Raw genomic sequence first — 26,799 nt, 5'->3', positions numbered from 1 at the left:
CTATCCGGTCGGTGGTTTCAGAGCAGGGGTGTCACTGGCGTTCGAGGACGACGGCGAGCCCCTGGCCCACGCCGATGCAGATCGCGGCGACGCCGTAGCGCCCGCCCGTCTGCTGCAGCCGGTAGGCGAGCGTGCCGAGGATCCGGCCGCCCGACGCGCCGAGCGGGTGCCCGATCGCAATGGCCCCGCCGTGGACGTTCATGAGCTCGGGGTCGAGCTCCTTCCACTCCTTGAGGCACGCCAGCGACTGGGCGGCGAACGCCTCGTTGAGCTCCACGGCCGCGACGTCGCCCCAGCCGATGCCGGCGCGCTCCAGCGCGATCTCGGCCGCGCGGACCGGGCCGACGCCGAAGATGTTGGGCTCGACACCCGCCGCACCGCGGCCGGCGATCCGGGCCAGCGGCACCTTGCCGAGCCGCTTGCCGGCGGCCTCGTCGCCCAGCAGCACCGCCGATGCGCCGTCGTTGATCGGCGAGGAGTTGCCGGCCGTGACCGTGCCGCCGTCGCGCTTGAACGCGGGCTTCAGCTTGGCCAGCTTCTCCATCGTGGAGTCGGGCCGGATGCCCTCGTCCCGGGTCAGCTCGACGCCCTCGACCGGCACCACGTGGTTGTCGTAGAAGCCCTCGTCCCACGCGCGGGCGGCGTTGACGTGGCTGCGCACCGCGAACTCGTCCTGCTCCTCGCGGGTGATGCCGTAACGCTCGGCGAGGTATTCGGTGGAGTCGCCGTTGGAGATCACGTACTCCTGCGGCATGGCCGGGTTCACCATGCGCCAGCCCAGCGCGGAGTTGTACAGCGTCTGGTTGGCAGCCGGGAACGCCTTGTCCGGCTTGGCCATCACCAGCGGCGCGCGGCTCATCGACTCCACACCGCCGGCGGCGATCAGCGACGCGTCGCCCACCTGGATCGTGCGGCTGGCCTGCATCACGGCGTCGAGACCCGAGCCGCACAGGCGGTTGAGCGTGCCGCCCGGCACGGTCACCGGCCAGCCCGCGAGCAGCGTCGCCATGCGCGCCACGTTGCGGTTGTCCTCACCGGCGCCGTTGGCGTCGCCGAGCAGCACCTCGTCCACAGTGGACGGATCGAGGTCGTTGCGCTCGGCCAGCGACTTCAGCACGGTGGCGGCGAGGTCGTCGGGGCGCACCTTCGCCAGCGCGCCGCCGTGGCGGCCGAAGGGGGTGCGGATCGCGTCGAACAGGAATACGTCGCTCATTCGCCGGCCTTCTTCAGGGATCGGAGCAGGGTCAGTTCTTCGTCCGTGGGCGCCGGGGTGGTCTTGAGCTCCGCCGCCACCTTCAGTTTCCACCCTGTCGCCGCGATCGCCTGCTCGACCTCGATGCCGGGGTGCAACTCGGTCAGCGTGAGCTCGGCGGTCTCCGGGTCGGGCCGCATGAGGCCGAGGTCGGTGACCACCAGCGTCGGGCCCGCGCCACGGAGGCCGAGCTTCTCGCGGTCGCCCTTGCCCGTGCCGTGGCCGAACGAGGTGATGAAGTCGACCTTGTCCACGAACGCGCGCGGGCTCTGCCGCAGCACGATGAACACCTCCTTGCAGGAGGCGGCGATCTCGGGCGCGCCACCTGCACCGGGGAGGCGGACCTTCGGGTCGTGGTAGTCGGACCCGATCACGGTGGTGTTGATGTTGCCGAACTTGTCGAGCTGCGCGGCACCGAGGAAGCCGACGTCGATGCGGCCGGGCTGCAGCCAGTAGTTGAACACCTCGGGCACGCTCACCACGGCGTCGGCGGTGTCGGCCAGCTCGCCGTCGCCGATCGAGAGCGGCAGCCGGGTCGGCTTCGCACCCAGGCAGCCGGATTCGTAGATCAGCGTGAGGTTCGGCGCGTGCGTGCGCCGCGCCAGGTTGGCGGCGGTGCTCGGCAGGCCGATGCCCACGAAGCAGGACATGCCCTCGCCGAGCGCGCGCGCCGCGGCGATGCTCATCATCTCGTCGGAGGTGTACTCGCTCATGCCTTCACCCCGGTCAGCTCGTTCAGCCACTTGGTGAACTCGTCGCGGTCGCGCCCGATCGGGTCCCACGCCTGGTAAGCGGAGTTGTCACGCTCGTAGTAGCCCGCCGCGTACGACGGCTTCGCGCCACCCGGCACCTCGGCGACGGCGGTGACGGCCCACGTCGGCAGCACCAGCGCGCCCGGCTTCGGCTCCAGCTCGTCGACGACCTCTTCCACGGTGACCAGCGACCGCTTCGCCGCCAGCACCGCTTCCTTCTGCACGCCGGCGATGCCCCACAGCTGCACGTTGCCCGCGCGGTCGGCGCGCTGGGCGTGCACGATCGTGACGTCGGGGTTCAGCGCCGGGACGGCTGTGAGCTGCTCACCGGTGAACGGGCAGGTGATCGGCTTGATCGTGTCCGTCTGCGCCGGCAGGTCCGTGCCCGTGTAGCCGCGCAGCACCGCGAACGGCAGGCCCGAGGCGCCGGCGACATAGCGGTTGGCCATGCCCGCGTGGCTGTGCTCCTCGATCTCCAGCGGCACCGGCCAGCTGTGCTGCACGGCGTCGCGGAACCGGTGCAGCGAGCCGACACCCGGGTTGCCACCCCACGAGAAGATCAGCTTGCTCGCGCACCCGGCGCCGATCAGCTGGTCGTACACGATGTCGGGGGTCATCCGCACCAGCGTGAGGTTCTTGCGCCCCTGCCGGATGATCTCGTGCCCGGCCTCGACCGGGATGAGGTGCGTGAACCCCTCCAGCGCGACGGTGTCCCCGTCGTGCACCAGCTCGGCGACCGCCTCGCCGAGCGACAGCACCCTAGCCATCGCGAGCCTTTCCGTCCTGGATCTCGACCGCGCGCCTGCTGACACTCGAAAGTGTTCGCATCGCGCACACAAGTTCTTCATATGAACATAGCACGAACCGGCGTCCCGTGGCGAGGCCCCGAAACCCGCCGGAAAACGCCCGGAAACACGGAAAGGCCCCTCCCCCAACGACTTCGGGGAGGGGCCTTCGGCAGGAAATTCAGCCGACCGTGATCAACCGCGACCCGTGCGCCGGCACCGCGGTCGCCGTCCACGAACCCGAGAACGACCCCAGATCCGCCCGCGCCACCAGGTCACGCACCGCGCGCGAACCCGACAGCCCCAGCGACGACCAGCTCACCGGGATGTTCGCCGCCGAAGAACCCAGGTTGTAGACCGCCACCGCCTGCTTCCCGCCGGGCAGCTGCTTCTTCCACACCTGCAGCGTTCCGCCGGCCACCTGCGCCGGGTACGTGCCCGACCGGTCGACGGAGATCACCTCGGGGTTCGTGAGGATGCGCACAGCCGAGTCGTCCAGGAAGTACACGTCACCACCCACGTACAGCGGCGACGACGCCATCGACCAGAACGTCATCACGCTCTGCCGCTCGGCGTCGTCGAGCCCGTCCTGGATCCCGCTGCCGGTGTTGTTCGAGATCGGCATCGAGTCCAGGTCCGGCCGGTAGCCGGCGTCGAACACACCCTGCCACGCCGGCAGGTCGTCCCAGCGCTTCTTCACCGAGCTGTCCCACGAAGACACCGTGCCGCAGTAGCACTCCACATCGGTGTCCACACGCACGCTGTTCGCGTACGGCGCCAGCCCCGGCCCTGCCTCGCGCGGCACCGGCCACGCGCTGGCCGTGAGCCACATCGCGCGCCCGGAGTGGTCGATCGCCTTCGACCACGCGGCGATGTCGGGCACGTTGTCCGCCGTCGTTCCGTCCACCTTCAGGAAGTCCACGCCCCACGAAGCGAACTTCGCCACCACGGAGTCGTAGTACTTCTGCGCACACGGGTTGCTGTAGTCGACCTTCCAGTTGCCGCCCCACATGTTCGACGGCGTGAGCGGCAGCACCACGATGTCGCGCGTGTGGCAGGAGGTGCCGACGATGGGCGCGTTCTTGTCGTAGACCTCCTTGTCGAGCCCGGTCGCCGCGTACAGGCCGATCTTCAGGCCCTTGCCGTGTACGTACGACGCCAGCGGCGCGATGCCGTTCGGGAACCGGCCGGGGTCGGGGTCGGCGATCCCGTTGGCGTCGCTGTGGAACACCCAGTCGAAGTTCGCGTTCCAGCCCGCGTCGAGGTTGATGTTCGTGTAGCCGGCGGACTTGAGCTTCGCCGACACGGCGTCGGCCGCGTCGCGGATGTGCGAGTCGACCAGCCAGCTCGTGCCGTACGTCGGGCGGGTGGACGACTGGACGCTCCAGCTGCTCCAGCCCATGAACGGCGCCACGAACGTGGTCTTGGCCTGCGCCGCGGGCGCGGCGAGGGTCCCGGTCAGGACGAGGACGGCGGCTACCGTCCACAGTCGACGGAGTGTGGACTTCATCGGTCACGCTCCCGGTGGGGTGGGGGTTACTCCTTCATCCCGCTCGCCGCGATGCCGCGGACGATGAACCGTTGCGCCACCAGGAACATCGCCACGAGCGGGGCGATGGTCACGAGCGCGCCGGCGAACAGGGCGGGCAGGTTGATCGTCTGCGCGGTGAGGAAGGTCGAGAGCGCGATCTGGGCCGTCCACGACGACGGGTCCTGCCCGATGACCAGCGGCCACAGGAAGGAGTTCCAGCTCTCGATGAACATCAGCGCGCCGAGCGAGGCGATCATGCTGCCGGAGTTGGGCAGCACGAGCCGGCGGTACACGCCGAGGTAACCGAGCCCGTCGAGCCGGCCCGCCTCCTCGATCTCCGCCGGGAACCGCAGGTAGAAGTTGCGGAAGAGGATCACCGTGAACGCGCTGAACAGGTTCGGCGCGATGATGCCCCACTCCGTGTTCACCCCGCCCATCGCGCCGACGACCACGAACGTCGGCACGAACGTGACCGACTGCGGGATCATCAGCGTCACCAGCACGTAGGTGAACACCGCGCGGCGGCCGGGCACGTTGATGCGGGCCAGCGCGTAGCCCGCCATCGAGCCGAACATCGTGCCCACCGGCGCCGTGATGATGGCGATGACGAACGAGTTGAGCAGCGCGTGGCCCATCGGCACCGACGCGTCGGCGAACAGGTCGCCGAAGTTCACCCACGAAAGCGGGTCCGGCAGCCACGACCACTCGGGCGAGGCGACCTGCGCGCGCGTCATCAACGCGTTGCGCACCATGATGTAGAACGGCAGCAGGAAGATCACCACGAGCACGGTGGCCAGCGCGTACTTCGGCACCCGTCCCCAGCCGCCCGGGCGGCGTTCCCGGACCTTCGCGGGCGCTGCTGAGACACTTCCGGTCAGCACGGCCATGTCAGTCCTTCTTCCCGAAGCCCACGAACTTCCCCTGCAGCAACGTGATCGCCACGATGATCACCGTCAGCAGGAACGCGCCCGCGGAACCGACGCCGTAGTTCTGGTCGCCCAGCGCGGAGTCGTAGAGGTACACCAGCGGCGGCTTCACCGGCGCGGTGGCGGTGCCGGAAAGACCAGTGCCGAACAGGTTGTAGAACTCGTCGAACGCCTGGAACGCCGCGATGAGGATGAGCAGCAGCACCGCCACCGACGTGTTCCGCAGCTGCGGCAACGTGATGTAGCGGAAGGCCTGCCACTTCGACGTGCCGTCGAGCTCACCCGCTTCGTAGAGCGACGGCGAGATCGCCTGCAGGCCCGCGAGGAACAGGATCATGTACAGCCCGACCTGCAGCCACAACCGCAGCGTGACCACCGCGACCCAGTACACCGGCGGGCTCGTCTCCGACAGCCACGCCACGGGATCGGCGCCGAACAGGCCGCCGATCACGTTCGCGACACCCGAGGGCAGGCCGTTGAACAGCGCCATCTTCCACACGAGCGCAGCGACCACGTAGGACACCGCGCCGGGGATGAGGAACACCGTGCGGAAGAACGCCTTGCCGCGGCGGATGCTGTTGACCAGCACGGCCAGCCCCAGCGACGCGACGAACGTGACCGGCACGATGAACACCGTGAACAGCGCGATGATCAGCAGCGAGTCACGGAACGCGGGATCGGACAACAGGAACGTGTAGTTGTCGAAGCCGATCCAGTTGCCCAGCGAGATCGTGCCGCGCGCGTCGTTGAAGGAGAGCAGGAAGCTCCACGCGATCGCGACGTACTTGAACACGCCGAGCCCGATCACCACGGGCGCGGTGAGCACCGTGAACGCGCCGACCGCGCGCCAGTCCACCTTCCGGCGGCGCCGCTTGGCGGGCGCCGCCGGAGTCCGGGTGGACGGCGACAGGACTGAAGGGGACGAGACGGCCATGTCAGGCGAGCTGCTTGTCGACTTCGGCCTGGGCGCGCTTCGCCGCGTCGCCGAGCTCGGCGGCGGGATCGGCCTGACCGTTGGCGATCTTCGTGGCGGCCTGGAGGAACAGCGTCGCCGACGCCTTGTTCCACAGACCCGAGTACGACAGCCCGTTCTGCTGCGAGATCGTCACGGCGTCCTTGGCCGCGCCGGACGAGAACTCGGTGGTCTGCGCCGCGACCTCCTTGCGGGCGGGGATGTGGAACCCGTACTTGACGCACCAGTCCTTCTGCAGGTCGGCCTGCTGGATCCACAGCCAGTTGATGAACTTCTTGGCGGCGTCGAGGTTCTTGCTCTTCGCGTTGGCCAGCTGGTACCAGCCGCCGACGCGCGCGACCTGGCGGCCCGCGTCGCCGAACTTCGGCCACGGCACCACGCCGAAGTCGTCGCCGAGCGCCTTCTTGATGTCCGGCAGCGACCACAGGCCGCCCCACTGCATCGCGGTGGCGTTGTCCGAGAACGCGCCGGGGTCGGACCAGTCGGTGGGGTAACCCTGCAGCAGGCCGCCGGTGTCGTGCAGCTGCTTGAGGCCCGCGATCGCGGCGACGGCCTCGGGGCTGGCGAACGCGATCTTCTTGCCACTGGCGTCGAAGAAGTCGGCGCCCGAGGACCACAGCAGGAGGGTGGCGGCCTCACCGACGCCGTCGGTGCCGACGTAGAGGCCCTTCTGCTTGCCCGTGGTGAGCTTGCGCGTCGCGTCGAGCAGCTCGGCGAACGTCGTCGGCGGCTTGACGCCGGCCGCGGCCAGCACGCTCTTGCGGTAGTACAGCATCATGACGTCGTCGATCGTCTTGACGCCGTAGATCTTGCCCTCGACGGTCGCGGTGTCCAGCGCGGCCTGGGAGAAGTCGCTCTTCACCGGGTCGACGATGTCGTCGAGCGGGGCCAGCAAGCCGTTCTTCACGTTCTGGTAGCGGAAGTCGCCGATCTCGAAGAGGTCGGGCGCGTCCGCGGTGAGCATGGCGGAGTTGAGCTTCGTCTCGTAGTCACCGGCGATCCAGCTGACCTTGATCGCGATGTCCGGGTTGGCCTTGGTGAACTCCTGCGCGTAGCGCTGCACCGCCTGCTGCGTGCCCGATTCGCCGTAGGCGTGGTACCACTGGTTGAGCGTGACCTTCGCCCCGCCCGCAGCACCGGCGTTCTTGTTCAACGGGTCGGAGGTGCAGCCCGCCAGGGCGGCTCCCCCGGCGAACAGCACGGAGCCGACGAGGAAGCTCCTGCGCGACAGGTTTGGGGACGGGGCCATGACTTCTCCTCACAAACGGTCGGACACGAAAAGACTCTGAACGGCGACAGCGGCGGCGCCCCGTGCCCATTCCTCGAACGGCAGCGGCCGGATCACCAGGCCGCACCGCGCGGCACTGCCGAAGGCCTGCTCCGCGAACGTGCGGCGGATCTGGTCCTCGAACAGGTCGTAGGTGGCCACGCCCTCGCCCGAGACGACGACCCGTTCCGGGCCGAAGAGGTTGACCAGCGCGGCGAGACCGAGCCCGATCGCGTGGCCCGCGGTCGCGAAGACGGCCCGCAGCGGCTCGTCCCCGGCCCGCGCCCGCGCGACGGCCTCGTCCAGCGTCAGCGCCGGATCCCCCGCGACCCGGCGCGCACTCGCGACGATCGCCTCGGTCGACGCGATCGCCTCCACACAGCCCGTGCCGCCACAGTGGCAGGCCGGGCCGTCGGCTCCCATGCCGGCGACCGGGACGTGCCCGATCTCGCCGGCCACCCCGTGCGCGCCGCCGACGAGCCGGCCGTCGAGCACGAGGGCGCTTCCTATGCCGGTACCCACGGTGACCAGCGCGAACGACGCGGCGCCGACGCCTTCGCCGAACCACTGCTCGGCCACGGTGAGCGCCTTGACGTCGTTCTCGAGCGTGGTCGCCAGGCCCGTGCTGTCCTCCAGCAGCTCGGCCAGCGGCACGTCCCGCCAGCCGAGGAACGGTGAGTAGCGCACGACGCCGGTGTCGCGGTCGACGTCGCCGGAGATCGCGACGCCCAGGCAGTAGGCCCGGTCGCGGAAGCTGGTGGCTCCGTCGGGCGCCGAGCCGGCCAGCAGCTCGGCGACGAGGTCGACGAGCGCGCGCACCACGTGGTCCACGTCGTGGCTGGTCAGCGGGTGGTGCTTGGCCACGCGGATCTGGGCCTGCAGATCGGTGACCACGCCGATCAGGTCGTCGCCGGTGATCTTGACGCCGATGAAGTACTCGCGGTCGGGCCGGATGGCCAGCGGGCTGGCGGGCCGGCCGGCGCCGGGCGCGGTGCGTTCGGCGGAGGCGAGCTCTTCGAGGTAACCGGCTTCGATGAACGGGCGCGCGGCCTTCGTGACGGCGGCGGAGGAGAGGCCCGTGCGGCGGGCGACGTCCACGCGGCTGACCGGACCCTGGGTCAGCACCGTGGTGAACACGGTGGCCGCGGCGGGACTCGTGATCGGCGCCCTTGCCGGTGCACTGCGTGGCATGCGCGGAACCGTACGACGGATAAATTAACTTCGTCAAGAATTTATTTTTCCGCTGGTCATCCCTACGCTCTGACCCATGTCCGTGGAATTCGACGTCGCTCACCGACTGTGGCTGCTCAGGACCCGGGAGTCGGCGTACGCGCTGCGGCTCGACGAAGCCGGCCGGCCGCGGCACGTGCACTGGGGCCCGCCGCTCACGCTGGAGCAGGCGACGCAGATCGCGCGCCGGCGCAACCCCGTGGACTCGAGCTTCGACGAGCTCGGCGACGACCGGGCGGAGCTGGCGACCGAGGGCGGCGCGTTCTTCGGCGTCGCCGGGTTGTCGGTGCGGTTCGCGGACGGGACGCAGGCGCTCGAGTGGGAGTTCACCGGCCACGACGCTTCGGCCGACACGCTGGTCGTCCGGCTGCGCGACCGGCACTACCCGCTGGAAGCCGAGCTGCACTACCGCGTGTGCGGCGAAGTCGTCGAGCGGCACGCGGTCCTGCGCAACACCGGAACCGAGCCGATCTGCTTGCTGCGCACGGATTCCGCGGCCTGGACACTCCCCCGTCGCGACGCCTACCGCGTCTCCCACACCACGGGCGCGTGGAGCGCGGAAGCCGCTCTGCTGCGGGAAAACCTGCCCGTCGGCGAGACGACCTTGACGAGCCGGCGCGGGGTTTCCAGCCACCAGGCCCAACCCTGGGTGATGCTCGACGACGGCACCGCCACCGAAACGCGCGGCGAGGTCTGGAGCACGGCGCTGGTGTGGAGCGGCAGCTGGCGGATCACCGTCGAGCGCTCCCACACCGGGCGCGTGGCGTGGACCGGCGGGTTCGGGCACGAGGGCGTGCAGTGGTCGCTGAATCCGGGCGAGACCTGGGAAACGCCCGTGTTCGCCGGGTTGTACGCGCCCGACGGCTTCGGCGGGACGAGCCGGCGGTGGCACGAGTACGTGCGCGCGTTCGTCCAGCCACACCCCGAAGAGCTGCGCCCGGTCGTCTACAACTCGTGGGAGGCCACGGGCTGGGACGTCGACGAGCCGGGACAGCTCAAGCTCGCCGCGATCGCCGCCGAGGTGGGCGCGGAGCTGTTCGTGGTCGACGACGGCTGGTTCGGCGCGCGCACGGGTGACACCTCGGGTCTCGGCGACTGGACCGTGAACCGCGAACGCTTCCCCGACGGCCTCGGCCCCCTCGTGGCCGAGGTGCACCGGCTCGGTATGGGCTTCGGGCTGTGGGTCGAGCCGGAGATGGTCAACCCCGACAGCGACCTCTACCGCGCGCACCCGGACTGGGTGCTGCACATGCCGCACCGCGCGCGGACCACGCTGCGCAACCAGCTCGTGCTCGACTTCGGCCGGGCCGAGGTCGCCGACTGGGCGCACAAGTGGCTGCACCGGCTGGTCGCCGAGCACGGCATCGACTACCTCAAGTGGGACATGAACCGCGCGTTCACGGAGGCCGGTCCGGGTCGCGTCTGGGTCGACCACGTGCGCGCGGTCTACGGCGTGCTCGACCGGCTGCGCGCCGACCACCCGGCGCTGCGGATCCAGGCCTGCGCGGGCGGCGGCGGGCGCACGGACCTGGGGATCCTCGCGCGCACCGACGAGATCTGGGCTTCGGACAACACCGACGCGGCCGATCGCGTCAAGATCCAGCACGGCTTCTCCCAGGTCCTGCCCGCGGGCGCGATGGCCGCGTGGGTCACCGACAGCCCCAACCCGCTGACCGGGCGCGAGGCACCGCTCGAGTTCCGCTTCCACGTCGCGATGGCCGGCGTGCTCGGCCTCGGCGGTGATCTCACGAGGTGGACCGACGACGAACTGCGCCGCACCGCCGAGCTCGTGGCTGTGTACAAGCAGATCCGGCCCGTCGTGCAGCACGGCTCGGCGTACCGGCTCGCGGATCCGGCCGTCTCCCCGCTCACCGCGGTGCAGTTCGTGCTCGGCGACGACGTCGTGGTGCTCTTCGCCCGGCGCCCGCACGACCACGGCTGGCCGATCGTCACCCCGGTGCTCCAGGGCCTCGACCCGGCCGCGCGATACCGCGATGCGGAAACCGGCTGCGTGCACCACGGTGCGGTGCTGCTGACGCACGGCCTGCCGCTGGAGTTCGCCGGCACGGGGCCCGCGAGCAGGCTCGTCCGGCTGCGCCGCGAACCTCGCTAGAGGGGCGGTTCGCCCACTAGGCTGCCCGACGTGCCCGATCGCCCTCTCATCGCCGTGACGCGCTGGATTCCCGACGACGCGGTGAAGGTGCTCGCCGACGCGGGAGAAGTGCGGGTGTCCGAACTCGACCGTCCGCTCACGCCCGAGGAGCTGCGGTCGTTCGTGGCCGGGGCGTCGGCGATCGTCTCGATGCTGCACGACCGGATCGACGCGTCCGTGGCCGAAGCCGCCGGGCCGCAGCTGGCCGTGGTGGCGAACGTGGCCGTGGGCTACGACAACGTCGACGTGCCGGCGCTGGCCGAGCGCGAGGTGAAGGTGACCAACACCCCCGGCGTGCTCACCGACGCGACGGCGGACCTGGCCTTCGGGCTGCTGCTGGCCGTCACACGCCGGCTCGGCGAGGGCGAACGGCTGCTGCGCGCGCGGCAGCCGTGGTCGTTCCACCTGGGGTTCCTGCTCGGTTCGGGGCTGCAGGGCAAGACGCTCGGCATCGTCGGCCTCGGGCAGATCGGCCGCGCGATGGCCACGCGCGCCGCGGCGTTCGGGCTGCGGACCGTCTACTCGGGACGGTCGGCGAAACCGGACTTCGACGGCGAGTTCGTATCGTTCGACGAGTTGCTGCGGCGTTCGGACTTCATCTCGCTGCACTGTCCGCTCACGCCGGAGACGCGCCACCTGATCGACGCGGCGGCGCTGCGGGCCATGAAGCGCACGGCGTACCTCGTGAACACCACCCGCGGCCCGGTCGTCGACGAGGCGGCGCTGGCCGACGCGCTGGAGGCCGGCGAGATCGCGGGCGCCGCGCTGGACGTGTTCGAGCGCGAGCCCGACGTCGAGCCGCGGCTGCTGGAGCGCGACGACGTCGTGGTCATGCCGCACCTGGGCTCGGCGACCGTGGAGACGCGCACCGCGATGGCCGTGCTGGCCGCCCGAAACGTGACCTCGGTACTCGCCGGAGAAGCACCGCTGACGGAGGTAGCTCTGTGACTCGTGTCGTCATCGCCCCGGACAAGTTCAAGGGCAGCCTCACCGCGGTCGCCGCCGCCGAGGCCATCGCCCTCGGAGTGCGCGACGCGCTGCCCGACGCCGACATCGCCGCCTGCCCCGTCGCCGACGGGGGCGAAGGCACGCTCGAAGTGCTGGAGAACGCGGGCGGCGAGCTCGTGCGGCTCTCGGTGCGCGGTCCGCTGGAGGACCACGTCGACGCGAGGTACGTGGTGCTCGACGGCACGGCCTACATCGAGTCGGCACGCGCGTGCGGCATCGAGTTCGTGGACCCGACGCCGGAGACGGCGCTGGCCGCGCACACGTGGGGCGTCGGCGAACTGCTCGCGGACGCGCTGTCCCGCGGCGCTTCCCGGCTCGTGCTGACGGTCGGCGGCACCGCGAGCACCGACGGCGGCGCCGGCATGCTCGCCGCGCTGGGCGCCGGGGTCTTCGACGCGTTCGACGCCCCCATCGGCCTCGGCGGCGGCACGCTCTCGCGCGTCGCGAAGGTCGAGCTGGGCCCGGCGCGCGAACGGCTGGGCTCGGTTCCGCTCACGGTCGCGACGGACGTGACCAACCCGCTCGTCGGCCCGAACGGCGCCGCGGCGGTCTTCGGCCCGCAGAAGGGCGCGCGGCCGCACGAGGTGACGGAGCTGGACACGGCTCTCGGCCGCTGGGCTCAGGCCCTGGTCAACGCGGGCGCGCCGGACATTTCGGCGGTCCCCGGCGCGGGTGCCGGCGGCGGCGTCGCGGGCGGCGCCATCGCCGGCCTGGGCGCCACGGTCGCGTCGGGCTTCGACCTCATCGCCGGTCTCACCGGCGTGGACACGGCCCTGGCCGGCGCCGACCTCGTGATCACGGGCGAAGGGTCACTCGACTCCCAGAGCCTGTCCGGCAAGGCCCCCGCCGGCATCGCCGCCCGGGCCGGACGTGCGGGCGTCCCACTCATGGTCCTGGCCGGACGCATCCAGCTCGACGCCGCCGCGCTCGCCAGCCTGGGCGTCGTCGGCAGCAGCGCGCTCATCGACCACGCACCCTCACTGGACCACGCGCGCACCCACGCGGCCGAACTCCTACGCGCCCGCGCCGGCGACCTGGTCCGCACCTGGGTGGCCCGCTGACGGGATGGGGTCCGCGAACGACCACGCTGATCGGACCGGGTCCGAACCCGACCACAGCGCGAGATCGCGCCGGTTTCCGGATTGTGCGGTGCGATCGGCCCCGGCCGATCCGACCGCACAATCCGGAAGCCGGCTCAAAGGCGATCTCGCACGCCCCGGCGGAGCCGGGGCCAAGGATTCAGCTTTGCTGAGGAAGCACGGCAAAGGCCACGTCGCCGGTTTCGTCCTGCTGGACGTCGAGGACCTTGTCGTCCAGGAGGGCGGCGGCCTGGGGTTCGAGGAAGACCTTCGCGCCGGCGTCGGTGCCCACGACGCGGTCGCCGTCCTGGGGAGAGGGGGCGACGGAAAGCGCGAGCTGCGCGCCCTCGCCTTCCTGCACGCTCTGGAGGGCGAACCGCAGCCCGCTCTCCTCGGCGCCCTGTTGAGCCGTCAGCGCGGAGATCGCCTCGGCAGCGGCTTCGGTCACGGTCAGCATCTTCGGCCTTCCCTTCGTCGCGGTCGGATGCGATTGGGTTTTCACGCTAGGGGCGCCCGTTCGGCAGCGCAGCGTGAGCGGCGCACCTGCCGAGCAGGCGTGGGACCGGTCACAAACAGGTTTGAAAACCAGGCGTTCTGCCCACGCGCGGGCGGGGGTGCGCGCGGACACGCGAGAACACGGAATAGCCAGGGAGGCCCGCGGGCTGAACTACGTGAGCGGAGTCCCTGTCAGCGGGATCACAAGTGTTCATCGGCTTCATCAGGTTCACAAGTTTGTGAAGCAGAGGTAGCGTCACGATCATGACCACCACCAGGTGGACGCCCCGGCCGCCGCTCTTCCACCGGGACCCGCAGCGTCACCACGAGGACCACGAGCTCGGCGGACACGCCGCCTGGTACCTCGTCGCCGGTGGCGTCACCACGGGTCTGCAGGCCGTGCTCTTCCTGGTGCTGCGCCCCGAGCTCGGCTCGCAGTGGGCGAACCTGGTGGCCATCGCGCTCACCACGGTCGGCAACACCGAGTTCCACCGCCGCGTCACCTTCGCCGGGCGCGCGAGCAAGGCCGGCAAGCGCCACCTGCAGGACTTCCTCACCTTCGTCTTCTACGCCGGATACGGCTCGATCGTCCTGGCCACGCTCGACGCGGTGGTCAGCCACCCGACGGCCTGGGAGGAAACCGCGAGCCTGCTGGCGGCCAGCTTCGTCGGCGGCGTAGTGCGGTTCGCCGTGCTGCGGTGGTGGGTCTTCGCCCACGCCAAGCCCGAAGCGCCTGCCGCGGACCACGACTAACGTCCGGGATCGTGTCGGAAGAGAAGCTCGACCCGCCCCACCGAGAACCTCCCGGAATCGGCCCCCACAGCGGCGGCACTGAACCGGACTACCGGTTCACCCTCGCCAACGAGCGGACGTTCCTCGCCTGGCTGCGCACCGCCCTGGGTCTGCTCGCGGGCGGCGTCGCGGTCCACCAGCTGGTGCCCCGGCCCGCCGTCATGAGCTCGGTGCTCGCCGGGCTGTGCGTGGTGCTCGCGGCGATCCTCGCGGCCGGCGCCTACCCGCGCTGGCGGCGGGTGCAGATCGCCATGCGCGCCGGGCAGCCGCTGGCCCGCAGCGCGATGGTCCTGGTGCTCACCGCGGGCGTGTTCGTGCTGATGGCGGCCGCCGTGGTCCTCGTGATCGTGTCGTGAGCCGGCCCTTCGCCAACGGCGCCCAGCCCGAACGCACCGGCCTGGCCTGGCGCCGCACCGCGCTGTCGGCCGCCGCGTGCGCGGTGCTGCTGATGGGTGCTTCGCTGCGCCACGACGGGCCGTTGGACCTCATCCCGGCGGTGTTCGCGGCCCTCACCGCGCTGGCGCTCGCGGCGATCGGCCGACACCGGGAGCGATCACTCCGCACCGACCCCGAGCCGCCCGCATTGAAACCCGTTCTACCCGCTGTGGTGGCCACCCTCTGTTGTGCTACGGCGTTGTCACTCCTGGTGACGTACTGAGTGGACAGTCCGCACATCCTGCGAGCAGCGAATCGTACTGTGCGTTGACTGGTCTCGTTTTTATCAAGACCACTGCTGCTAACGGGGTATTCGTAGTTGAAATCTGGACTGTCGGCCCGCGAGCCGCATAAGGTTACGGAGCGTCGCAACGGGAGCGGCAACTACCCGATCATCCGGAGTAGCTGCGACCGCAACATCACAGAGTGTTGACCCCAAGACCAGCGACGGTCGCAGGGTCGCCGGGGAGACGACCATGACAGCACCGTCGAAGACGTCCCGCACCGAAGCAGCCGCCGACGAAGCCGACGTCCCAGGCTACGTCACGCCCGAGACGCTGCCGAGGCCCGCGGGACGCCTGACGAAGGAAGATCTCGACCCGCTCGTGGTCGCCGCCGGTCGGGGGGACCAGCGCGCGATCACCGAGCTGCTGCACGTGTTGCGGCCTGTGGTCGCCCGCTACTGCCGGGCGCGCATGGGCGGGCGCGACCTGTCCTACCTCTCGGCCGACGACGTGGCCCAGGACGTGAGCATGGCCGTCCTCAAGGCACTGCCCGACTACCAGGACCGCGGCGGTTCGTTCCTCTACCTCGTGCACGCCATCGCGGCGAACAAGGTCGCCGACGCCTACCGGGCCGTCGCGCGGGACCGGTCCGAGCCGGTGCCCGAGCTGCCGGAGCGGCCGCTGTCGGGTGGCGGCAACGAGCCCGAGTCGTATGCGCTGCGGCTCGACCTCGGCTCCCGCCTGCAGGAGATGCTCACCCGCCTCGCTCCGCTGCAGCAGGAGATCCTGACCCTGCGCATCATCGTCGGCCTCAGCGCCAACGAGACCGCCGAGACGCTCGGCATCTCCGCCGGCAACGTCCGCGTGACCCAGCACCGCGCCCTGACCAAGCTGCGCGACATGGTCCAGGGCGAAGAGTTCTAGAGCTCCAGCCCGTACACGCGCTTCGCCGTGTACTCGAAGACGTCGAGCCGTTCCGGGTCCGTCAGCGGACCCGTGAGCGACATGGCCGCGTCGAGCACCACCTCGTAGGCCGCCGCCAGTTCGCACACCGGCCAGTCGGAGCCGAACAGCACGCGTTCGGTACCGAACGACGTGAAGACGTGGTCGGCGTAGCGGCGCAGGTGCCCGATCTGCCACTGCTGCCAGTCGGCCTCCGTGACGAGCCCGGAGAGCTTGCACGCCACGTTGTCCCGCGCGCCGAGCGACGCGATCCCGTCAGCCCACGGCTGCCACTCCCCCGCCGCGATGGCCGGCTTCGCCGCGTGGTCGAGCACGAGCCGCAGCTCCGGCAGCTGCTCGGCCACCTTCCGCGCCGCCGCGACCTGCGCGGGCGCCACCAGCAGGTCGTACACCAGCCCCGCCGCGCCGACGGCCGCCAAGCCGCGCAGCACGTCCGGGCGCAGCAGCCATTCGGGGTCCGGCTCGTTCTCGACCTGGTGGCGGATGCCCACGAGCGGGCCGAGCTCCTTCAGCCGCGCCAGCCGGTCGGCGACGTCGGGCGCCGTCAGGTCCACCCAGCCCACCACACCGGCGATCACCGGCTCGGCCGCGGCCGTGGCCAGGAACTCCTCCGTCTCGCTCTGGTCGGAGAGCGTCTGCACCAGCACGGTGGCGTGCACGCCGGCCGCGTGCGTGACCGTGCGCAGATCGTCCACTGTGTACGGACGACGGATCGGGTCCATCGCCGCGCCGCCGAGCCACGGGTAGTCGCGGCGGGCGGGGTCCCACAGGTGGTGGTGGGCGTCGATCACTGCGGTCCTCCAGACGTCACGGGCCGGCCGACGGCGTCTGCGCGCAGCAGACCGGCGTCGACGAGGTCGGTCCACACTACGGCGGGCACGACCTTGGCCGCGCGGCGCGCGTTCACCGCGACCTGCCCCGCGTCGTGCGCCCCGACGACCACCGACACCACGGCCGGGTGTGAAGCCGGCAGCGCGAGCGCGGCCTCCGGCAGCTCGACGCCGTGGCGGGCGCAGATCTCCGCGATCCGCCGCGCCTTCTCGACGAGTTCCGCCGGCGCGGCCGCGTAGTCGTAGATCGCACCCGGTTCCGCGGTGGCGAGGATGCCCGCGTTGAACACGCCGCCCGCGACCACGCCGACGCCGCGGTCGAGGCACAGCGGCAACAGGTCGTCGAGCGCCGGCTGGTTGAGCAGTGTGTAGCGCCCGGCCATGAGCACGTGGTCGAGGTCGAAGCGGCGGACGAACTCGGTGAGCATCGGCGTCTGGTTCATCCCGGCGCCCACCGCGCCGACCACGCCCTGGTCTCGCAGCTGGAGCAACGCCGGGAAGGCGCCGGTCACGGCCTCGGTGAAATGGTCGTCCGGGTCGTGCACGTACACGATGTCCACGCGGTCGAGGCCGAGCCGGGCCAGGCTGTCTTCCAGCGACCGCAGCACGCCGTCGCGGCTGAAGTCCCAGCGCCGCCGGTAGGTGGCCGGCACGTCGAAGCCCTGGTCGTCGCGCTCGCCCGGCGCCGCGGCGTGGGGTTCGAGCACCCGGCCGACCTTGGTGGAGAGCACGTACTCGTCGCGCGGATACGACGCCAGTGCCGCGCCCAGCCGCCGTTCGGAGAGCCCCAGCCCGTAGTGCGGGGCGGTGTCGAAGTAGCGGATGCCCTCGTCCCACGCGCGCCGCACGGTCGCGGCCGCCGTGTCGTCGTCGATCGCCTGGTAGAGGTTGCCGAGCTGCGCGCCACCGAGCCCGAGCGGGGAGAGCTTCACGTTCACTCCTTCACCGGAAGTTCCCAGACGAGCCCCAGGGCCGTCGAAGTATCGGACCGGCTGTCGTCCGTGTCGAGCAGCCGGTTGATGCGGATCTGCCACTCGATGTCGGCGGGATCGTCGGCGAGCGCGGCCTTCATGGCGTCGAAGTCGTCGACCTCGACGAAGTGGAACAGGTCGAGCCCGCTGCGCCAGATCCGCCACGTGCGCACGCCGGCGCGGCGCAGCGCGGTGTCGAGCTCGGGAGGGATCACGGCGTGCACGGACTCGTACGTGGCCTCTTGACCCGGTTTGAGCCGAGTGCGCAGAGCAACACTTTGAGGGGCCGAGCCGTGGGTCATGTCTCCTCCTGACAAGTTACGTGGCACTCTGTGTTCAGAACACCGAAACATCCGAGGTCTCTTGAGGGAGGGCGGTCTCGATGCCCGTCACCGATGTCGCGATCGACAAGATCAAGGACATGATCATCTCGGGGGAGCTCGCGCCGGGCGACCGGCTGCCCAAGGAAGCCGAGCTCGCCCAGCGGCTGGGGCTCTCGCGCAGCTCCCTGCGCGAGGCCGTGAAGGCGTTGTGCCTGATCAGGGTGCTCGACGTGCGCCAGGGCGACGGCACGTACGTGACCAGCCTCGAGCCGAACCTGCTGCTCGACGCCATGACGTTCGTGGTCGACTTCCACCGCGACGACACCGTGCTCGACTTCCTGGCCGTGCGCCGGATCCTCGAGCCGGCCGCCACGGCGCTGGCCGCGCTGCACATGAGCGAGGACGACATCACCGAGCTCGGCGCGCTGCTCGACGAGCTGGCCGACGCGCCGACGGTGGAGGCCCTCGTGGCCAACGACCTGCAGTTCCACCGCAAGATCGCCGACGGTTCGGGCAACCCCGTGCTGTGCTCGCTGCTCGACAGCCTCTCGGGCCCCACGGCGCGGGCGCGGATCTGGCGCGGCCTCACGCAGGAAGGCGCGGTCGCGCGCACGCGGGAGCAGCACACGGCCATCTACGAGGCCATCGCCGCCCGTGAGCCGGAGCTGGCCCGGTCGTGGGCGACCGTGCACGTCGCGGGCGTCGAGCAGTGGCTGCGCAGCACGCTCACGCAGACCGAGACGGAAGAGCCGGGCGAGCCCGCGGCCGCCGCCTCCTGAACGACGCCGAAGTTCCGTGAAGGGCCCCTCGAAGGACATCGAATCCGTCGCGGGACCCTTCACGAAACGGCGAGAAGGTCGGATGATCACGGCCCAGCCGCCGATCAGGTCTGCGGCTTTCCGCCGGCGTAGCGGCTGATGATCAGGGCGATCAGGATGATGCCGCCGTAGATCGCCTTCAGCCATTCCGCGGGCACCTGCGCGATGCGCAGCAGGCTGTCCACCGACTGCAGGAGCAGCACGCCGGTCAGGGCGCCGACGAGCGTGCCCTTGCCGCCGTCGAGCGAGACGCCGCCGATCACCGCCGCGGCGAAGACCTGCAGGATCAGGCCGTCACCCTGGTCGGCGCCGAGCGCGCCCACGTAACCGGTGTAGGCCAGGCCGCCGATCGCGGCCAGCACACCCGCGACGATGAACACCGCCCACGAGATCCGGTCCACCCGGATGCCCGCGGCGCGTGCGGCTTCGCGGTTGCCGCCGATCGCGTACAGCGAGCGGCCGACGCGGTGGTAGCGCAGGCCGAGCCCGAAGAGCAGGAACAGCACCGCCGCGAGCCACACCGACATCGGCAGCCCGGCGAACGTCGTCGTCGCCAACGCCGTGAACGCGTCGAGCTGGTCGAACAGCGTCTTGCCGTTGGTGGAGCCGATCTGCGTGCCGCGCAGCACCGTGAGCATCGCCAGCGTGACGATGAACGCGTTGAGCTTGAGCTTCACGATCAGGAAGCCGTTCACCAACCCGATCAGCGCGCCGACCACGGGGATCGCGAGCAGGCCCAGCGCCGCCGGCCAGCCCGTGCCGAAACCCGACGACGTCGCCGGGATCACCAGCATCGCGCCGATCGCGGGCGCGATGCCCATCGTCGATTCCAGCGACAGGTCGAACTTCCCGGTCAGCAGCACCAGCGACTCGCCCAGCACCACCAGCGACAGCGCGGCGGCGGCCGAGAGGATGCTGATCACGTTGTCGAACGTGAAGAACGAGTCGCTGATCAGCCCGCCGATCACGAACACGACCACGAGCGCCGGCAGCAGCGCCAGCTCGCGCAGCCACAGCGACTTCCGCCGTTTCGGGGGCGCCGCGGGCAGCGCCGTCTGCGGATCGCTCATCAGCTCAGTCATGGAGCCCGACTCCTTCGATGTCGGCCACGAGGTCTCCGTCGGACCAGCCGGCCTGGTGTTCGGCGACGACGGCACCGGCGCGCAGCACCAGCACCCGGTCGGCCAGGCGCAGGTCGTCGAGCTCGTCGCTCACGATCAGCACGGCCTTGCCTTCGGCCCGCACCCGGTCGACGACCGCGAGCAGGGCCTCCTTCGACTTCACGTCCACGCCGGCCGTGGGGTTGATCAGCACGACCACCCGCGGGTCGCTCTCCAGCGCCCGGGCCAGCACGACCTTCTGCTGGTTGCCGCCCGACAGGTCGGCCACCGGCTGTTCCGGCCCGGCCGCCACGATGTCGTACGACTTCAGCGCGCGGGCCCCGCGGTCGTGGCGCGCCTTGGGCGACGCGAACCCGGCCGGGCCCATGCGGTCGAGCACGGACAGCGTGGCGTTGTCCATGATCGAGTGCTCCAGCACCAGACCCTCGTGGTGGCGATCGCGCGGCACGCAACCGATGCCGGCGTGCACCGCGGCCGGGATGTCGCCCGGGGGCAACGGTTTCCCGTCCACGGACACGGTTCCCGCCGAAGGCGAGCGCAGCCCGTAGACGGTCTCGGCCACCTGGTGCTTGCCGCTCGCGTTGCTCCCGGCCAGCCCCACGACCTCACCGCGGTGCACCCGCAGCGACACGTCGTGGAAGCCGTCGCCGGACAGCGCGTCGACGGTGAGCACCTCGGCAGCGTCCACGGCCAGCGGGTCGCGGCTCGCCGCGTCGCGCACGGACAGCCCGCCCTGCTCGCCGGTCATGGCGTCGACCAGCTGCGGCCGGCTGACGTCGGAGACGGGCGCGGTGAGCACGTGCTTCGCGTCGCGCAGCACCGTGACGGCCTGGCACACCTCGTACACCTCGTGCAGGTGGTGGGAGATGAACAGGAACGTCACACCGCTGCGCTGCATCTGGCGCATGCGCTCGAAGAGCCGCTCGATGGCCTGGCTGTCGAGCTGGGCCGTCGGCTCGTCGAGCACGATGAACCGCGCGCCGTAGCTCAGCGCGCGGGCGATCTCCACGAACTGGCGGTCCTCCACCGAAAGCTCACCCGCCGGCGTGTCCACGTCCACGGCCACGTCCCACGAGTCGAGCAGCTCGCGGGCCTGCCGGCGCAGCTTGCGCCAGCCGATGGCGAAGCCGCCGCGCGCCTGCCGGTTGAGGAACAAGTTCTCGGCCACCGTCAGCTGGGGCACCACCATGGCGTGCTGGTACACGCACGCCACGTGGGCCTTCCAGTCGTCCTGTTTGGACAGCGGCGGCGCGGGCACGCCGCCGAACTCGACGCTGCCGGTGTCCGGAAGGGACAGTCCGGTGAGGATCGACACGAGCGTGGACTTGCCCGCCCCGTTGCGGCCGACCAGCGCGTGCGACTCGCCGGCGTGCACGGTCAGGCTCACGTCGTGCAGGGCCACGGTGGGCCCGTAACGCTTGCCGACGCCGTGGGCACTCACCACCGGCGCGGCCGTCTCGGGGGCGGGCGCGCTCACAGGTTGTTACCCCACAACGCCTTGTCGTCCACGTTGTCCTTGGTCACGACCGGGGCCGGCAGCTGGTCCTCGAGGATGCCGGGGCTGATCTCGACGATCGTGGAACCGTGGTCGGTCGGGCCGGGCTGGAACTTCTCCCCCGCCATGGCCTTCTTGAGCCAGTACATGCCGTACTTCGCGTAGGCGTCGGCCGGCTGCGACACGGTGGCGTCGAGCTCGCCCGCGCGGATCGCCGCGAGCTCCTGCGGGATGCCGTCGTTGCTCACCAGCACCACGTGGCGCGGGTCGCTCGTCGGGAAGAACAGGTTCTTGCGCTTGAGCGCCTGCTCGGTCGGCGCGAGGTACACGCCACCGGCCTGCATGTAGACGCCCTTGATGTCGGGGTTCGCGGTGAGCAGGCTGTCGAGGCCCGAGGACGCCTTGTCGGCCTTCCACTCCGCCGCGATCTCCAGCACCTTGATGTCCGGGTACTTCGACTTCATGCAGTCGCGGAACGCGGCCGAGCGGTCGCGGCCGTTGACCGAGGCGAGGTCACCCATCACCTGCACGACCTTGCCGCTCTTCACGCGCTTGCCGATCTCGTCGCACGCCTTGGTGCCGTAGGCCTTGTTGTCGGCGCGCACGACCATGGCGACCTTGCCGCTCTCGGGCGCGACGTCGACCGCGACCACCGGCACGCCCTTGTTCTCGGCCTGCTTCAGCCCGGCGACCACCGCGGCGGAGTCGATCGGCGTCACGACCAGGCCCTTGACGCCCTGGTTGAGCAGGGTGCCGATGTCGGTGATGAGCTTCGCCGGGTCGTTGTCGGCGTTCACTGTCGGCAACGCGTCGAGGCCGGTCTCCTTGGCCATTTGCGGCACGTAGTTGTTGTAGGCCTGCCAGAACGGCGAGGTCAGCAGCGGCAGCGTGGCCCCGACCTTCCCGCCGGTGTCGCCACCGCCGCCCGCCGAGGCGGCCGGTTTGTCCTTCGTGGACCCGCACGCGGTCAGGACCAAACCACACGCGGCCGCCGCGGCGGCGAGCCGGATCACCTTCGTACGCACCGCATCCTCCTTGATGACATGCAAACGAGCACTAGTTCTGCACAGGTCCCCGCGGGCGCAGGCCGTGCATGCCGCCGTCGACCGCGAGCGCGGTACCGGTGGTCGACGCGGACAGCGGGCTGGCGAGGTAGGTGATGGCGCCCGCGACCTCGTCGGCGGTCACGAGCCGGCCCATCGGCTGGCGCGCGGCCAGTGCCGCGCGTTCGGCGGCCGGGTCGGCCGCCGCGTCGAGCAGACGCCCGACCCACGGCGTGTCCGCGGTGCCGGGGCACACGCAGTTCACGCGGATGCCCTCGGGCAGGTGGTCGGTGGCCATCGCGAGCGTCAGCGACAGCACCGCGCCCTTCGTCGCGGAGTACAGCGCACGCTGCGGCAGGCCCGCCCACGCGGCGATGGAGCACGTGTTGACCACGGCCGCCGAAGGCGAGGCCTTCAGGTGCGGCAGCGCGGCACGCGTGACCCGGACCATGCCGACCACGTTCACGTCGTAGACGCGGTGCCACTCGTCGTCGCTGTTGTCCGCCACGTCGCCGGCCGCGCCGATGCCGGCGTTGTTGACCAGCACGTCGATCCGTCCGAAACGCTCGGCGACGGCGTCGATCGCGGCGCGGACCTCGGCGTCGGCCGTGACGTCGCAGCGGAAGCCGGCCAGCGGCTCGGGCACGTCGTCGGTCTTGAGGTCCAGCACGGCCACCTGCGCGCCGCGTTCGGCGAGCAGCGTGGCCGTGGCCAGGCCGATCCCCGAAGCGCCGCCGGTGACCACGGCGACCAGGCCGTCGAACTCGCTCACTGGGCGTTCTCCGTCCACTCTGGACCGTCCGGGAAGCGGAAGCGGCGCAGGGTCGCGTCGTGCATCCGCGCGGAGAACCCGGGTGCGGTCGGGGCCAGGTACCGGCCGTCGCGCACGACGGCCGGGTCGGTGAAGTGCTCGTGCAGGTGGTCGACCCACTCGATGGTGCGGTCGGTGTCGTCGCCGGAGACGGCCACGAAGTCGAACATCGACAGGTGCCGCACCAGCTCGCACAGCCCGACGCCGCCGGCGTGCGGGCACACCGGAACGCCGAACTTGGCCGCCAGCAACAGGATCGCGAGGTTCTCGTTGACCCCGCCGACGCGCGCGGCGTCGAGCTGCAGCACGTCGATCGCGCCGGCCTGCAGCAGCTGCTTGAACACCACGCGGTTCTGCACGTGCTCGCCGGTCGCGACCTTGATCGGCGCCAGCGCCTTCGCGATGGCCGCGTGGCCGAGGATGTCGTCGGGCGAGGTCGGTTCTTCGATCCAGTACGGGTCGAACGGCGCGAGCTCCGTCATCCAGGACACGGCCGTGGCCACGTCCCAGCGCTGGTTGGCATCCACGGCGACGCGGATGTCCGCGCCCACCGTCTCGCGCGCCAGCTTCATGCGGCGCACGTCGTCCTCGAGGTTGCCGCCGACCTTCAGCTTGATCATCTCGAAGCCGTCGGCCACGGCCTGCTCGGCCAGGCGCACCAGCTTCGCGTCGGAGTAGCCGAGCCAGCCCGGCGAGGTGCTGTACGCGCGGTAGCCCTCGGCTTCGAGCTTCGCGATCCGCTCCGCGCGACCGGGTTCGGCGGCGCGCAGGATGTCGAGCGCCTCCTGCTCGGTGAGCGCGTCGGACAGGTACCGGAAGTCCACGAGCGACACCAGCTCTTCCGGCGTCATGCGCGCCGCGAACTTCCACAGCGGCAGGTCGGCCCGGCGCGCGGCGAGGTCCCACGCGGCGTTCACGACCGCGCCGATCGCCATGTGGGCCACGCCCTTTTCCGGGCCCAGCCAGCGGAACTGCGAGTCGCCGATGAGGTCGCGCGACAGCTGGCCGAGTGCCTTCGCGTCCTCGGGAACGTCGCGGCCGACGACGTGCGGCGCGAGCGCGCGGATCGCGGCGGCCTGCACATCGTTGCCGCGGCCGATGGTGAAGGCGAGCCCGTAGCCGTCGGGGCCGAGGTCGGTGTGGAGCTCGACGTAGGCGGCCGAGTAGTCGGGGTCGGGGTTCATGGCGTCCGAGCCGTCGAGCTCCCGCGAGGTCGGGAACCGGACGTCGAGCACCTCCATGCCGATGATCTTCGCCATGTCAGGCCTGCCTCAACGTCTGGCGCTGGCGGCCGAGGCCGTCGATCTCCAGCTCGACGACGTCACCCTCGCGCAGGTACGGCTTCGGTTCCGGCTGCCCGAGCGCGACGCCCTCGGGGGTGCCGGTGTTGATCAGGTCGCCGGGGCGCAGCACCATGAACTGGCTCAGGTAGTGGATGATCTCAGCGACGGTGAAGACCATGTCCTTCGTCGAGGAGTCCTGCACCTTCTTGCCGTTCACCCACGTGCGCAGGCCGAGGTCCTGCGGGTCGGGCACCTCGTCGGCGGTCACGAACGCCGGGCCGAGCGGGTTGAACGTCTCGCAGTTCTTGCCCTTGTCCCACTGGCCGCCGCGGTGCAGCTGGAACTCGCGCTCGGAGACGTCGTTGGACACGACGTAGCCGGCGACGTACTCCAGCGCTTCCTCGACGCTGTCGAGGTACCGGGCCTGCTTGCCGATCACGACGCCGAGCTCGACCTCCCAGTCGGTGCTGGTGGAACGGCGCGGGATGAGCACGTCGTCGTCCGGGCCGACGATCACGTCGGGGGCCTTCATGAACAGCACGGGCTCCGTCGGCACGGCGGCGCCGGTTTCCTCGGCGTGCCGGCGGTAGTTCATGCCGATGCAGAGGACCTTGCCGGGCGAGGCCAGCGGCGGGCCGACGCGCAGGCTCGCGGTTTCCGCGCCGGCGGCAGGCAGCTCGCCGGCTTCGAGCGCGGCGGCGACGCGGGCGAGGCCGTCGGCCGCGAGAAACGCGCCGTCGACGTCGGCCGTGAGGCCGGAGAGGTCGTACAAGGTGCCGTCACCGGCACGCACGAACGGTCGCTCTTCTCCCGCGGCTCCGAGACGCACAAGCTGCACGGACGTTCCCCTCTCACCACAGCCACATCAAGACATCCGATGTATAGCGCATGGGCCGCGCGGGATCCAGAGGCCTGGAGGATTTGTTGCCAAAATTGATCGGATCACCGTGGTGGCGCCTCGCGACGCACCAGCACCGATCGTGCCCCGGCCCGGCCCGGCCGCACTCCGGAGCGGGACCGCTTTCGTCGGATCTTTCCGCGCGCGAACCGGCAAGGGGCGAACACCCCGTGGTCTCCCGGTGTTTTCCTTGCCACACCGCGGCTTCGGTACCGATTCCGCCGAACCCGTTGAAAACGCCGCCGGGTCGTGACTTGATGGCTTCCGACCCAACGACGCAGTGAACGAGGTGGGGATGTCCAAGCGGATCCTGATCTGCTGCGACGGCACGTGGGACTCGGCGGACCTGGCCGACGGCGGCGTGCCCGCCCCGAGCAACGTCACGCGGCTCGCACTGGCCACCGCGCCGGCCGACGAAGCCGGCACGGAGCAACGGGTCTTCTACCAGTCGGGTATCGGTACCACGCGGCAGCGGCTGGTCGGCGGCGCGTTCGGCGTCGGGCTCTCGCGCAACGTCCGCGAGGTCTACACCTATCTCGTGCGCACCTACGAACCCGGCGACGAGATCTTCTTCGTGGGCTTCAGCCGCGGCGCGTACACCGTGCGCAGCGTGGCCGGCTTCATCCGCAACTGCGGCCTGCTGCGCCGCCAGCACCTCGGCCTCGTCAAGCGCGCGTACGGCCTCTACCGCGACCGCAGCGACAAGTCCCACCCGCACAACACCGAGGCCACGCTCTTCCGGCGCACCTATTCGCACGAGCCGCGGATCCGGTTCATCGGCGTGTGGGACACGGTGGGCGCGCTCGGCGTGCCGCTCACCGGATTCTGGCCGATCGACGTGTTCAACCGCCGCTTCCAGTTCCACGACACCGCGCTGAGCTCCACCGTGGACGCCGCGTTCCAGGCGCTCTCCATCGACGAGCACCGCAAACCGTTCGTGCCCTCGATCTGGGCGCCGCCCACCACCCCGGGCACGAACCAGATCGAGCAGGTCTGGTTCGCCGGCTGCCACTCCGACGTCGGCGGCGGCGGGCACACCCAGCACAGCCTCTCCGACATCCCCCTGCGCTGGCTCGCAGGCCACGCCGCCCTCAACGGCCTTGGGCTCCTGCCGGACTTCCCCGGCGACCCCGACGCCCTGGGCCCGATGTTCCCGTCCCGCACGGGCTTCTACCGCCTGCTGCCCTCGGTGACCCGCGGGATCGGCACCACGGACCCGAAGCACGAGTTCGTAGCCTCCAGCGCGGTCACGCGCCACAAGCTGTCGGCGGACTACGCGCCGCCGAACCTGGTGGGGTACCTGGCGCTGGACGGGCCGGTCATGCCGGTGGAGGCCTGAGCC

Annotated in this window: 27 protein-coding genes; 9 read left to right on the top strand and 18 right to left on the bottom strand. The window is 70.8% G+C overall.

All coding sequences use genetic code 11. From position 1 onward, the window contains the following. Window positions 1–31 precede the first annotated feature (31 nt). The 8 genes from ACQPXB_RS10430 to ACQPXB_RS10395 all read right to left on the bottom strand — a co-directional run bounded on the left by ACQPXB_RS10430 (window position 32) and on the right by ACQPXB_RS10395 (window position 8,677). Window positions 32–1,213, bottom strand: a complete 1,182-nt coding sequence (locus ACQPXB_RS10430; protein WP_432851140.1) for a thiolase family protein — start codon at window positions 1,211–1,213, stop codon at window positions 32–34. After that, the gene (locus tag ACQPXB_RS10425; protein ID WP_432851138.1) at window positions 1,210–1,965 is read right to left on the bottom strand and encodes a CoA-transferase subunit beta; all 756 of its coding nucleotides are present in this window, start codon (window positions 1,963–1,965) and stop codon (window positions 1,210–1,212) included. The genes ACQPXB_RS10430 and ACQPXB_RS10425 overlap by 4 nt, the downstream gene beginning before the upstream one ends. After that, window positions 1,962–2,771 carry a CoA transferase subunit A gene (locus ACQPXB_RS10420; RefSeq protein WP_366580739.1) on the bottom strand — a complete coding sequence of 270 codons (810 nt, stop codon included), beginning with the start codon at window positions 2,769–2,771 and terminating at the stop codon, window positions 1,962–1,964. The genes ACQPXB_RS10425 and ACQPXB_RS10420 overlap by 4 nt, the downstream gene beginning before the upstream one ends. A 199-nt stretch (window positions 2,772–2,970) precedes the next feature. Beyond that, on the bottom strand, window positions 2,971–4,299 hold the full coding sequence (locus ACQPXB_RS10415) for a glycoside hydrolase family 27 protein (protein ID WP_432851135.1): 1,329 nt from the start codon (window positions 4,297–4,299) through the stop codon (window positions 2,971–2,973). A gap of 26 nt (window positions 4,300–4,325) precedes the next feature. Beyond that, on the bottom strand, window positions 4,326–5,207 hold the full coding sequence (locus ACQPXB_RS10410; RefSeq protein ID WP_366580735.1) for a carbohydrate ABC transporter permease: 882 nt from the start codon (window positions 5,205–5,207) through the stop codon (window positions 4,326–4,328). A 1-nt stretch (window position 5,208) separates the two neighbouring features. Continuing rightward, a complete protein-coding gene (locus tag ACQPXB_RS10405) occupies window positions 5,209–6,180 on the bottom strand; it encodes a carbohydrate ABC transporter permease (protein WP_366580733.1) in 972 nt (323 codons plus the stop codon). A gap of 1 nt (window position 6,181) precedes the next feature. After that, window positions 6,182–7,468, bottom strand: a complete 1,287-nt coding sequence (locus tag ACQPXB_RS10400; RefSeq protein ID WP_432851132.1) for an ABC transporter substrate-binding protein — start codon at window positions 7,466–7,468, stop codon at window positions 6,182–6,184. A gap of 9 nt (window positions 7,469–7,477) precedes the next feature. Beyond that, window positions 7,478–8,677: an ROK family protein gene (locus ACQPXB_RS10395; RefSeq protein WP_366580729.1), complete on the bottom strand. Its 1,200-nt coding sequence runs from the start codon at window positions 8,675–8,677 to the stop codon at window positions 7,478–7,480. Window positions 8,678–8,753: 76 nt separating this feature from the next. Here ACQPXB_RS10395 and ACQPXB_RS10390 point away from each other — a divergent pair, with 76 nt between their 5' ends. From ACQPXB_RS10390 to ACQPXB_RS10380, 3 genes are read left to right on the top strand one after another with little or no spacing between them, the layout of a single operon-like run. Beyond that, on the top strand, window positions 8,754–10,829 hold the full coding sequence (locus ACQPXB_RS10390) for an alpha-galactosidase (protein WP_432851130.1): 2,076 nt from the start codon (window positions 8,754–8,756) through the stop codon (window positions 10,827–10,829). A gap of 30 nt (window positions 10,830–10,859) precedes the next feature. Next, complete coding sequence (locus ACQPXB_RS10385) at window positions 10,860–11,816, top strand: 2-hydroxyacid dehydrogenase (protein WP_432851128.1); 957 nt, start codon at window positions 10,860–10,862, stop codon at window positions 11,814–11,816. Continuing rightward, a complete protein-coding gene (locus ACQPXB_RS10380) occupies window positions 11,813–12,937 on the top strand; it encodes a glycerate kinase (protein ID WP_386948319.1) in 1,125 nt (374 codons plus the stop codon). The genes ACQPXB_RS10385 and ACQPXB_RS10380 overlap by 4 nt, the downstream gene beginning before the upstream one ends. A gap of 178 nt (window positions 12,938–13,115) precedes the next feature. On the opposite strand, the gene ACQPXB_RS10375 is transcribed toward ACQPXB_RS10380, so the two are convergent. After that, complete coding sequence (locus ACQPXB_RS10375; protein WP_285969590.1) at window positions 13,116–13,412, bottom strand: HesB/IscA family protein; 297 nt, start codon at window positions 13,410–13,412, stop codon at window positions 13,116–13,118. Window positions 13,413–13,714: 302 nt separating this feature from the next. Here ACQPXB_RS10375 and ACQPXB_RS10370 point away from each other — a divergent pair, with 302 nt between their 5' ends. The 4 genes from ACQPXB_RS10370 (at window position 13,715) to shbA (ending at window position 15,825) form a co-directional block, all read left to right on the top strand. Next, the gene (locus ACQPXB_RS10370; protein ID WP_432851125.1) at window positions 13,715–14,203 is read left to right on the top strand and encodes a GtrA family protein; all 489 of its coding nucleotides are present in this window, start codon (window positions 13,715–13,717) and stop codon (window positions 14,201–14,203) included. An 11-nt stretch (window positions 14,204–14,214) separates the two neighbouring features. After that, window positions 14,215–14,598: a YidH family protein gene (locus ACQPXB_RS10365; RefSeq protein WP_432851123.1), complete on the top strand. Its 384-nt coding sequence runs from the start codon at window positions 14,215–14,217 to the stop codon at window positions 14,596–14,598. Then, window positions 14,595–14,900, top strand: coding sequence for a DUF202 domain-containing protein (locus ACQPXB_RS10360; RefSeq protein WP_432851121.1), 306 nt, complete (start codon window positions 14,595–14,597; stop codon window positions 14,898–14,900). The genes ACQPXB_RS10365 and ACQPXB_RS10360 overlap by 4 nt, the downstream gene beginning before the upstream one ends. 253 nt (window positions 14,901–15,153) lie before the next feature. Further along, window positions 15,154–15,825 (top strand): RNA polymerase sigma factor ShbA, encoded by a 672-nt coding sequence (gene shbA / locus ACQPXB_RS10355; RefSeq protein ID WP_366580715.1) that lies wholly within the window; start codon window positions 15,154–15,156, stop codon window positions 15,823–15,825. Here shbA and ACQPXB_RS10350 read toward each other — a convergent pair. The 3 genes from ACQPXB_RS10350 to ACQPXB_RS10340 are packed head-to-tail and all read right to left on the bottom strand — an operon-like array spanning window position 15,822 to window position 17,967. Then, on the bottom strand, window positions 15,822–16,655 hold the full coding sequence (locus ACQPXB_RS10350) for an amidohydrolase family protein (protein WP_432851119.1): 834 nt from the start codon (window positions 16,653–16,655) through the stop codon (window positions 15,822–15,824). The genes shbA and ACQPXB_RS10350 overlap by 4 nt on opposite strands. Further along, complete coding sequence (locus ACQPXB_RS10345) at window positions 16,652–17,632, bottom strand: aldo/keto reductase (RefSeq protein ID WP_432851117.1); 981 nt, start codon at window positions 17,630–17,632, stop codon at window positions 16,652–16,654. The genes ACQPXB_RS10350 and ACQPXB_RS10345 overlap by 4 nt, the downstream gene beginning before the upstream one ends. Beyond that, on the bottom strand, window positions 17,629–17,967 hold the full coding sequence (locus ACQPXB_RS10340) for an L-rhamnose mutarotase (protein WP_366580709.1): 339 nt from the start codon (window positions 17,965–17,967) through the stop codon (window positions 17,629–17,631). The genes ACQPXB_RS10345 and ACQPXB_RS10340 overlap by 4 nt, the downstream gene beginning before the upstream one ends. An 80-nt stretch (window positions 17,968–18,047) precedes the next feature. Here ACQPXB_RS10340 and ACQPXB_RS10335 point away from each other — a divergent pair, with 80 nt between their 5' ends. After that, the gene (locus ACQPXB_RS10335) at window positions 18,048–18,767 is read left to right on the top strand and encodes a FadR/GntR family transcriptional regulator (RefSeq protein WP_386948332.1); all 720 of its coding nucleotides are present in this window, start codon (window positions 18,048–18,050) and stop codon (window positions 18,765–18,767) included. Between the two features lie 104 nt (window positions 18,768–18,871). Here the strand turns inward: ACQPXB_RS10335 and ACQPXB_RS10330 are convergent, their stop codons facing one another. From ACQPXB_RS10330 to ACQPXB_RS10305, 6 genes are read right to left on the bottom strand one after another with little or no spacing between them, the layout of a single operon-like run. Then, window positions 18,872–19,888, bottom strand: coding sequence for an ABC transporter permease (locus ACQPXB_RS10330; RefSeq protein ID WP_360599787.1), 1,017 nt, complete (start codon window positions 19,886–19,888; stop codon window positions 18,872–18,874). Continuing rightward, a complete protein-coding gene (locus tag ACQPXB_RS10325; protein ID WP_366580705.1) occupies window positions 19,881–21,404 on the bottom strand; it encodes a sugar ABC transporter ATP-binding protein in 1,524 nt (507 codons plus the stop codon). The genes ACQPXB_RS10330 and ACQPXB_RS10325 overlap by 8 nt, the downstream gene beginning before the upstream one ends. Beyond that, window positions 21,401–22,447: a sugar ABC transporter substrate-binding protein gene (locus tag ACQPXB_RS10320; protein WP_386948336.1), complete on the bottom strand. Its 1,047-nt coding sequence runs from the start codon at window positions 22,445–22,447 to the stop codon at window positions 21,401–21,403. The genes ACQPXB_RS10325 and ACQPXB_RS10320 overlap by 4 nt, the downstream gene beginning before the upstream one ends. A 31-nt stretch (window positions 22,448–22,478) precedes the next feature. Then, on the bottom strand, window positions 22,479–23,237 hold the full coding sequence (locus tag ACQPXB_RS10315; protein WP_386948338.1) for an SDR family NAD(P)-dependent oxidoreductase: 759 nt from the start codon (window positions 23,235–23,237) through the stop codon (window positions 22,479–22,481). Further along, complete coding sequence (locus tag ACQPXB_RS10310; protein ID WP_432851112.1) at window positions 23,234–24,535, bottom strand: enolase C-terminal domain-like protein; 1,302 nt, start codon at window positions 24,533–24,535, stop codon at window positions 23,234–23,236. Before ACQPXB_RS10310 ends, ACQPXB_RS10315 begins: the two co-directional genes overlap by 4 nt. A gap of 1 nt (window position 24,536) precedes the next feature. After that, complete coding sequence (locus ACQPXB_RS10305; protein ID WP_366580699.1) at window positions 24,537–25,397, bottom strand: fumarylacetoacetate hydrolase family protein; 861 nt, start codon at window positions 25,395–25,397, stop codon at window positions 24,537–24,539. Window positions 25,398–25,752: 355 nt separating this feature from the next. On the opposite strand from ACQPXB_RS10305, the gene ACQPXB_RS10300 reads away from it, so the two are divergent. Continuing rightward, window positions 25,753–26,796 carry a DUF2235 domain-containing protein gene (locus ACQPXB_RS10300; protein WP_432851110.1) on the top strand — a complete coding sequence of 348 codons (1,044 nt, stop codon included), beginning with the start codon at window positions 25,753–25,755 and terminating at the stop codon, window positions 26,794–26,796. Window positions 26,797–26,799 lie beyond the last annotated feature (3 nt).

It is taken from the genome of Amycolatopsis sp. CA-161197 (assembly GCF_050942255.1).
GTDB lineage: Bacteria > Actinomycetota > Actinomycetes > Mycobacteriales > Pseudonocardiaceae > Amycolatopsis.
The sequence above is the reverse complement of the archived record's forward strand: the minus strand, read 5'-3'. Positions and strand labels throughout refer to the sequence as shown.

What these genes read in the sequence shown, in the direction of transcription:
- ACQPXB_RS10330 (WP_360599787.1), bottom strand. Translation starts at nt 19,888, where the DNA reads ATGACTGAGCTGATGAGCGATCCGCAGACGGCGCTGCCCGCGGCGCCC.
- ACQPXB_RS10395 (WP_366580729.1), bottom strand. Translation starts at nt 8,677, where the DNA reads ATGCCACGCAGTGCACCGGCAAGGGCGCCGATCACGAGTCCCGCCGCG.
- ACQPXB_RS10300 (WP_432851110.1), top strand. Translation starts at nt 25,753, where the DNA reads ATGTCCAAGCGGATCCTGATCTGCTGCGACGGCACGTGGGACTCGGCG.
- ACQPXB_RS10405 (WP_366580733.1), bottom strand. Translation starts at nt 6,180, where the DNA reads ATGGCCGTCTCGTCCCCTTCAGTCCTGTCGCCGTCCACCCGGACTCCG.
- ACQPXB_RS10415 (WP_432851135.1), bottom strand. Translation starts at nt 4,299, where the DNA reads ATGAAGTCCACACTCCGTCGACTGTGGACGGTAGCCGCCGTCCTCGTC.
- ACQPXB_RS10390 (WP_432851130.1), top strand. Translation starts at nt 8,754, where the DNA reads ATGTCCGTGGAATTCGACGTCGCTCACCGACTGTGGCTGCTCAGGACC.
- ACQPXB_RS10425 (WP_432851138.1), bottom strand. Translation starts at nt 1,965, where the DNA reads ATGAGCGAGTACACCTCCGACGAGATGATGAGCATCGCCGCGGCGCGC.
- shbA (WP_366580715.1), top strand. Translation starts at nt 15,154, where the DNA reads ATGACAGCACCGTCGAAGACGTCCCGCACCGAAGCAGCCGCCGACGAA.
- ACQPXB_RS10340 (WP_366580709.1), bottom strand. Translation starts at nt 17,967, where the DNA reads ATGACCCACGGCTCGGCCCCTCAAAGTGTTGCTCTGCGCACTCGGCTC.
- ACQPXB_RS10375 (WP_285969590.1), bottom strand. Translation starts at nt 13,412, where the DNA reads ATGCTGACCGTGACCGAAGCCGCTGCCGAGGCGATCTCCGCGCTGACG.
- ACQPXB_RS10430 (WP_432851140.1), bottom strand. Translation starts at nt 1,213, where the DNA reads ATGAGCGACGTATTCCTGTTCGACGCGATCCGCACCCCCTTCGGCCGC.
- ACQPXB_RS10370 (WP_432851125.1), top strand. Translation starts at nt 13,715, where the DNA reads ATGACCACCACCAGGTGGACGCCCCGGCCGCCGCTCTTCCACCGGGAC.
- ACQPXB_RS10400 (WP_432851132.1), bottom strand. Translation starts at nt 7,468, where the DNA reads ATGGCCCCGTCCCCAAACCTGTCGCGCAGGAGCTTCCTCGTCGGCTCC.
- ACQPXB_RS10335 (WP_386948332.1), top strand. Translation starts at nt 18,048, where the DNA reads ATGCCCGTCACCGATGTCGCGATCGACAAGATCAAGGACATGATCATC.
- ACQPXB_RS10410 (WP_366580735.1), bottom strand. Translation starts at nt 5,207, where the DNA reads ATGGCCGTGCTGACCGGAAGTGTCTCAGCAGCGCCCGCGAAGGTCCGG.
- ACQPXB_RS10420 (WP_366580739.1), bottom strand. Translation starts at nt 2,771, where the DNA reads ATGGCTAGGGTGCTGTCGCTCGGCGAGGCGGTCGCCGAGCTGGTGCAC.
- ACQPXB_RS10310 (WP_432851112.1), bottom strand. Translation starts at nt 24,535, where the DNA reads ATGGCGAAGATCATCGGCATGGAGGTGCTCGACGTCCGGTTCCCGACC.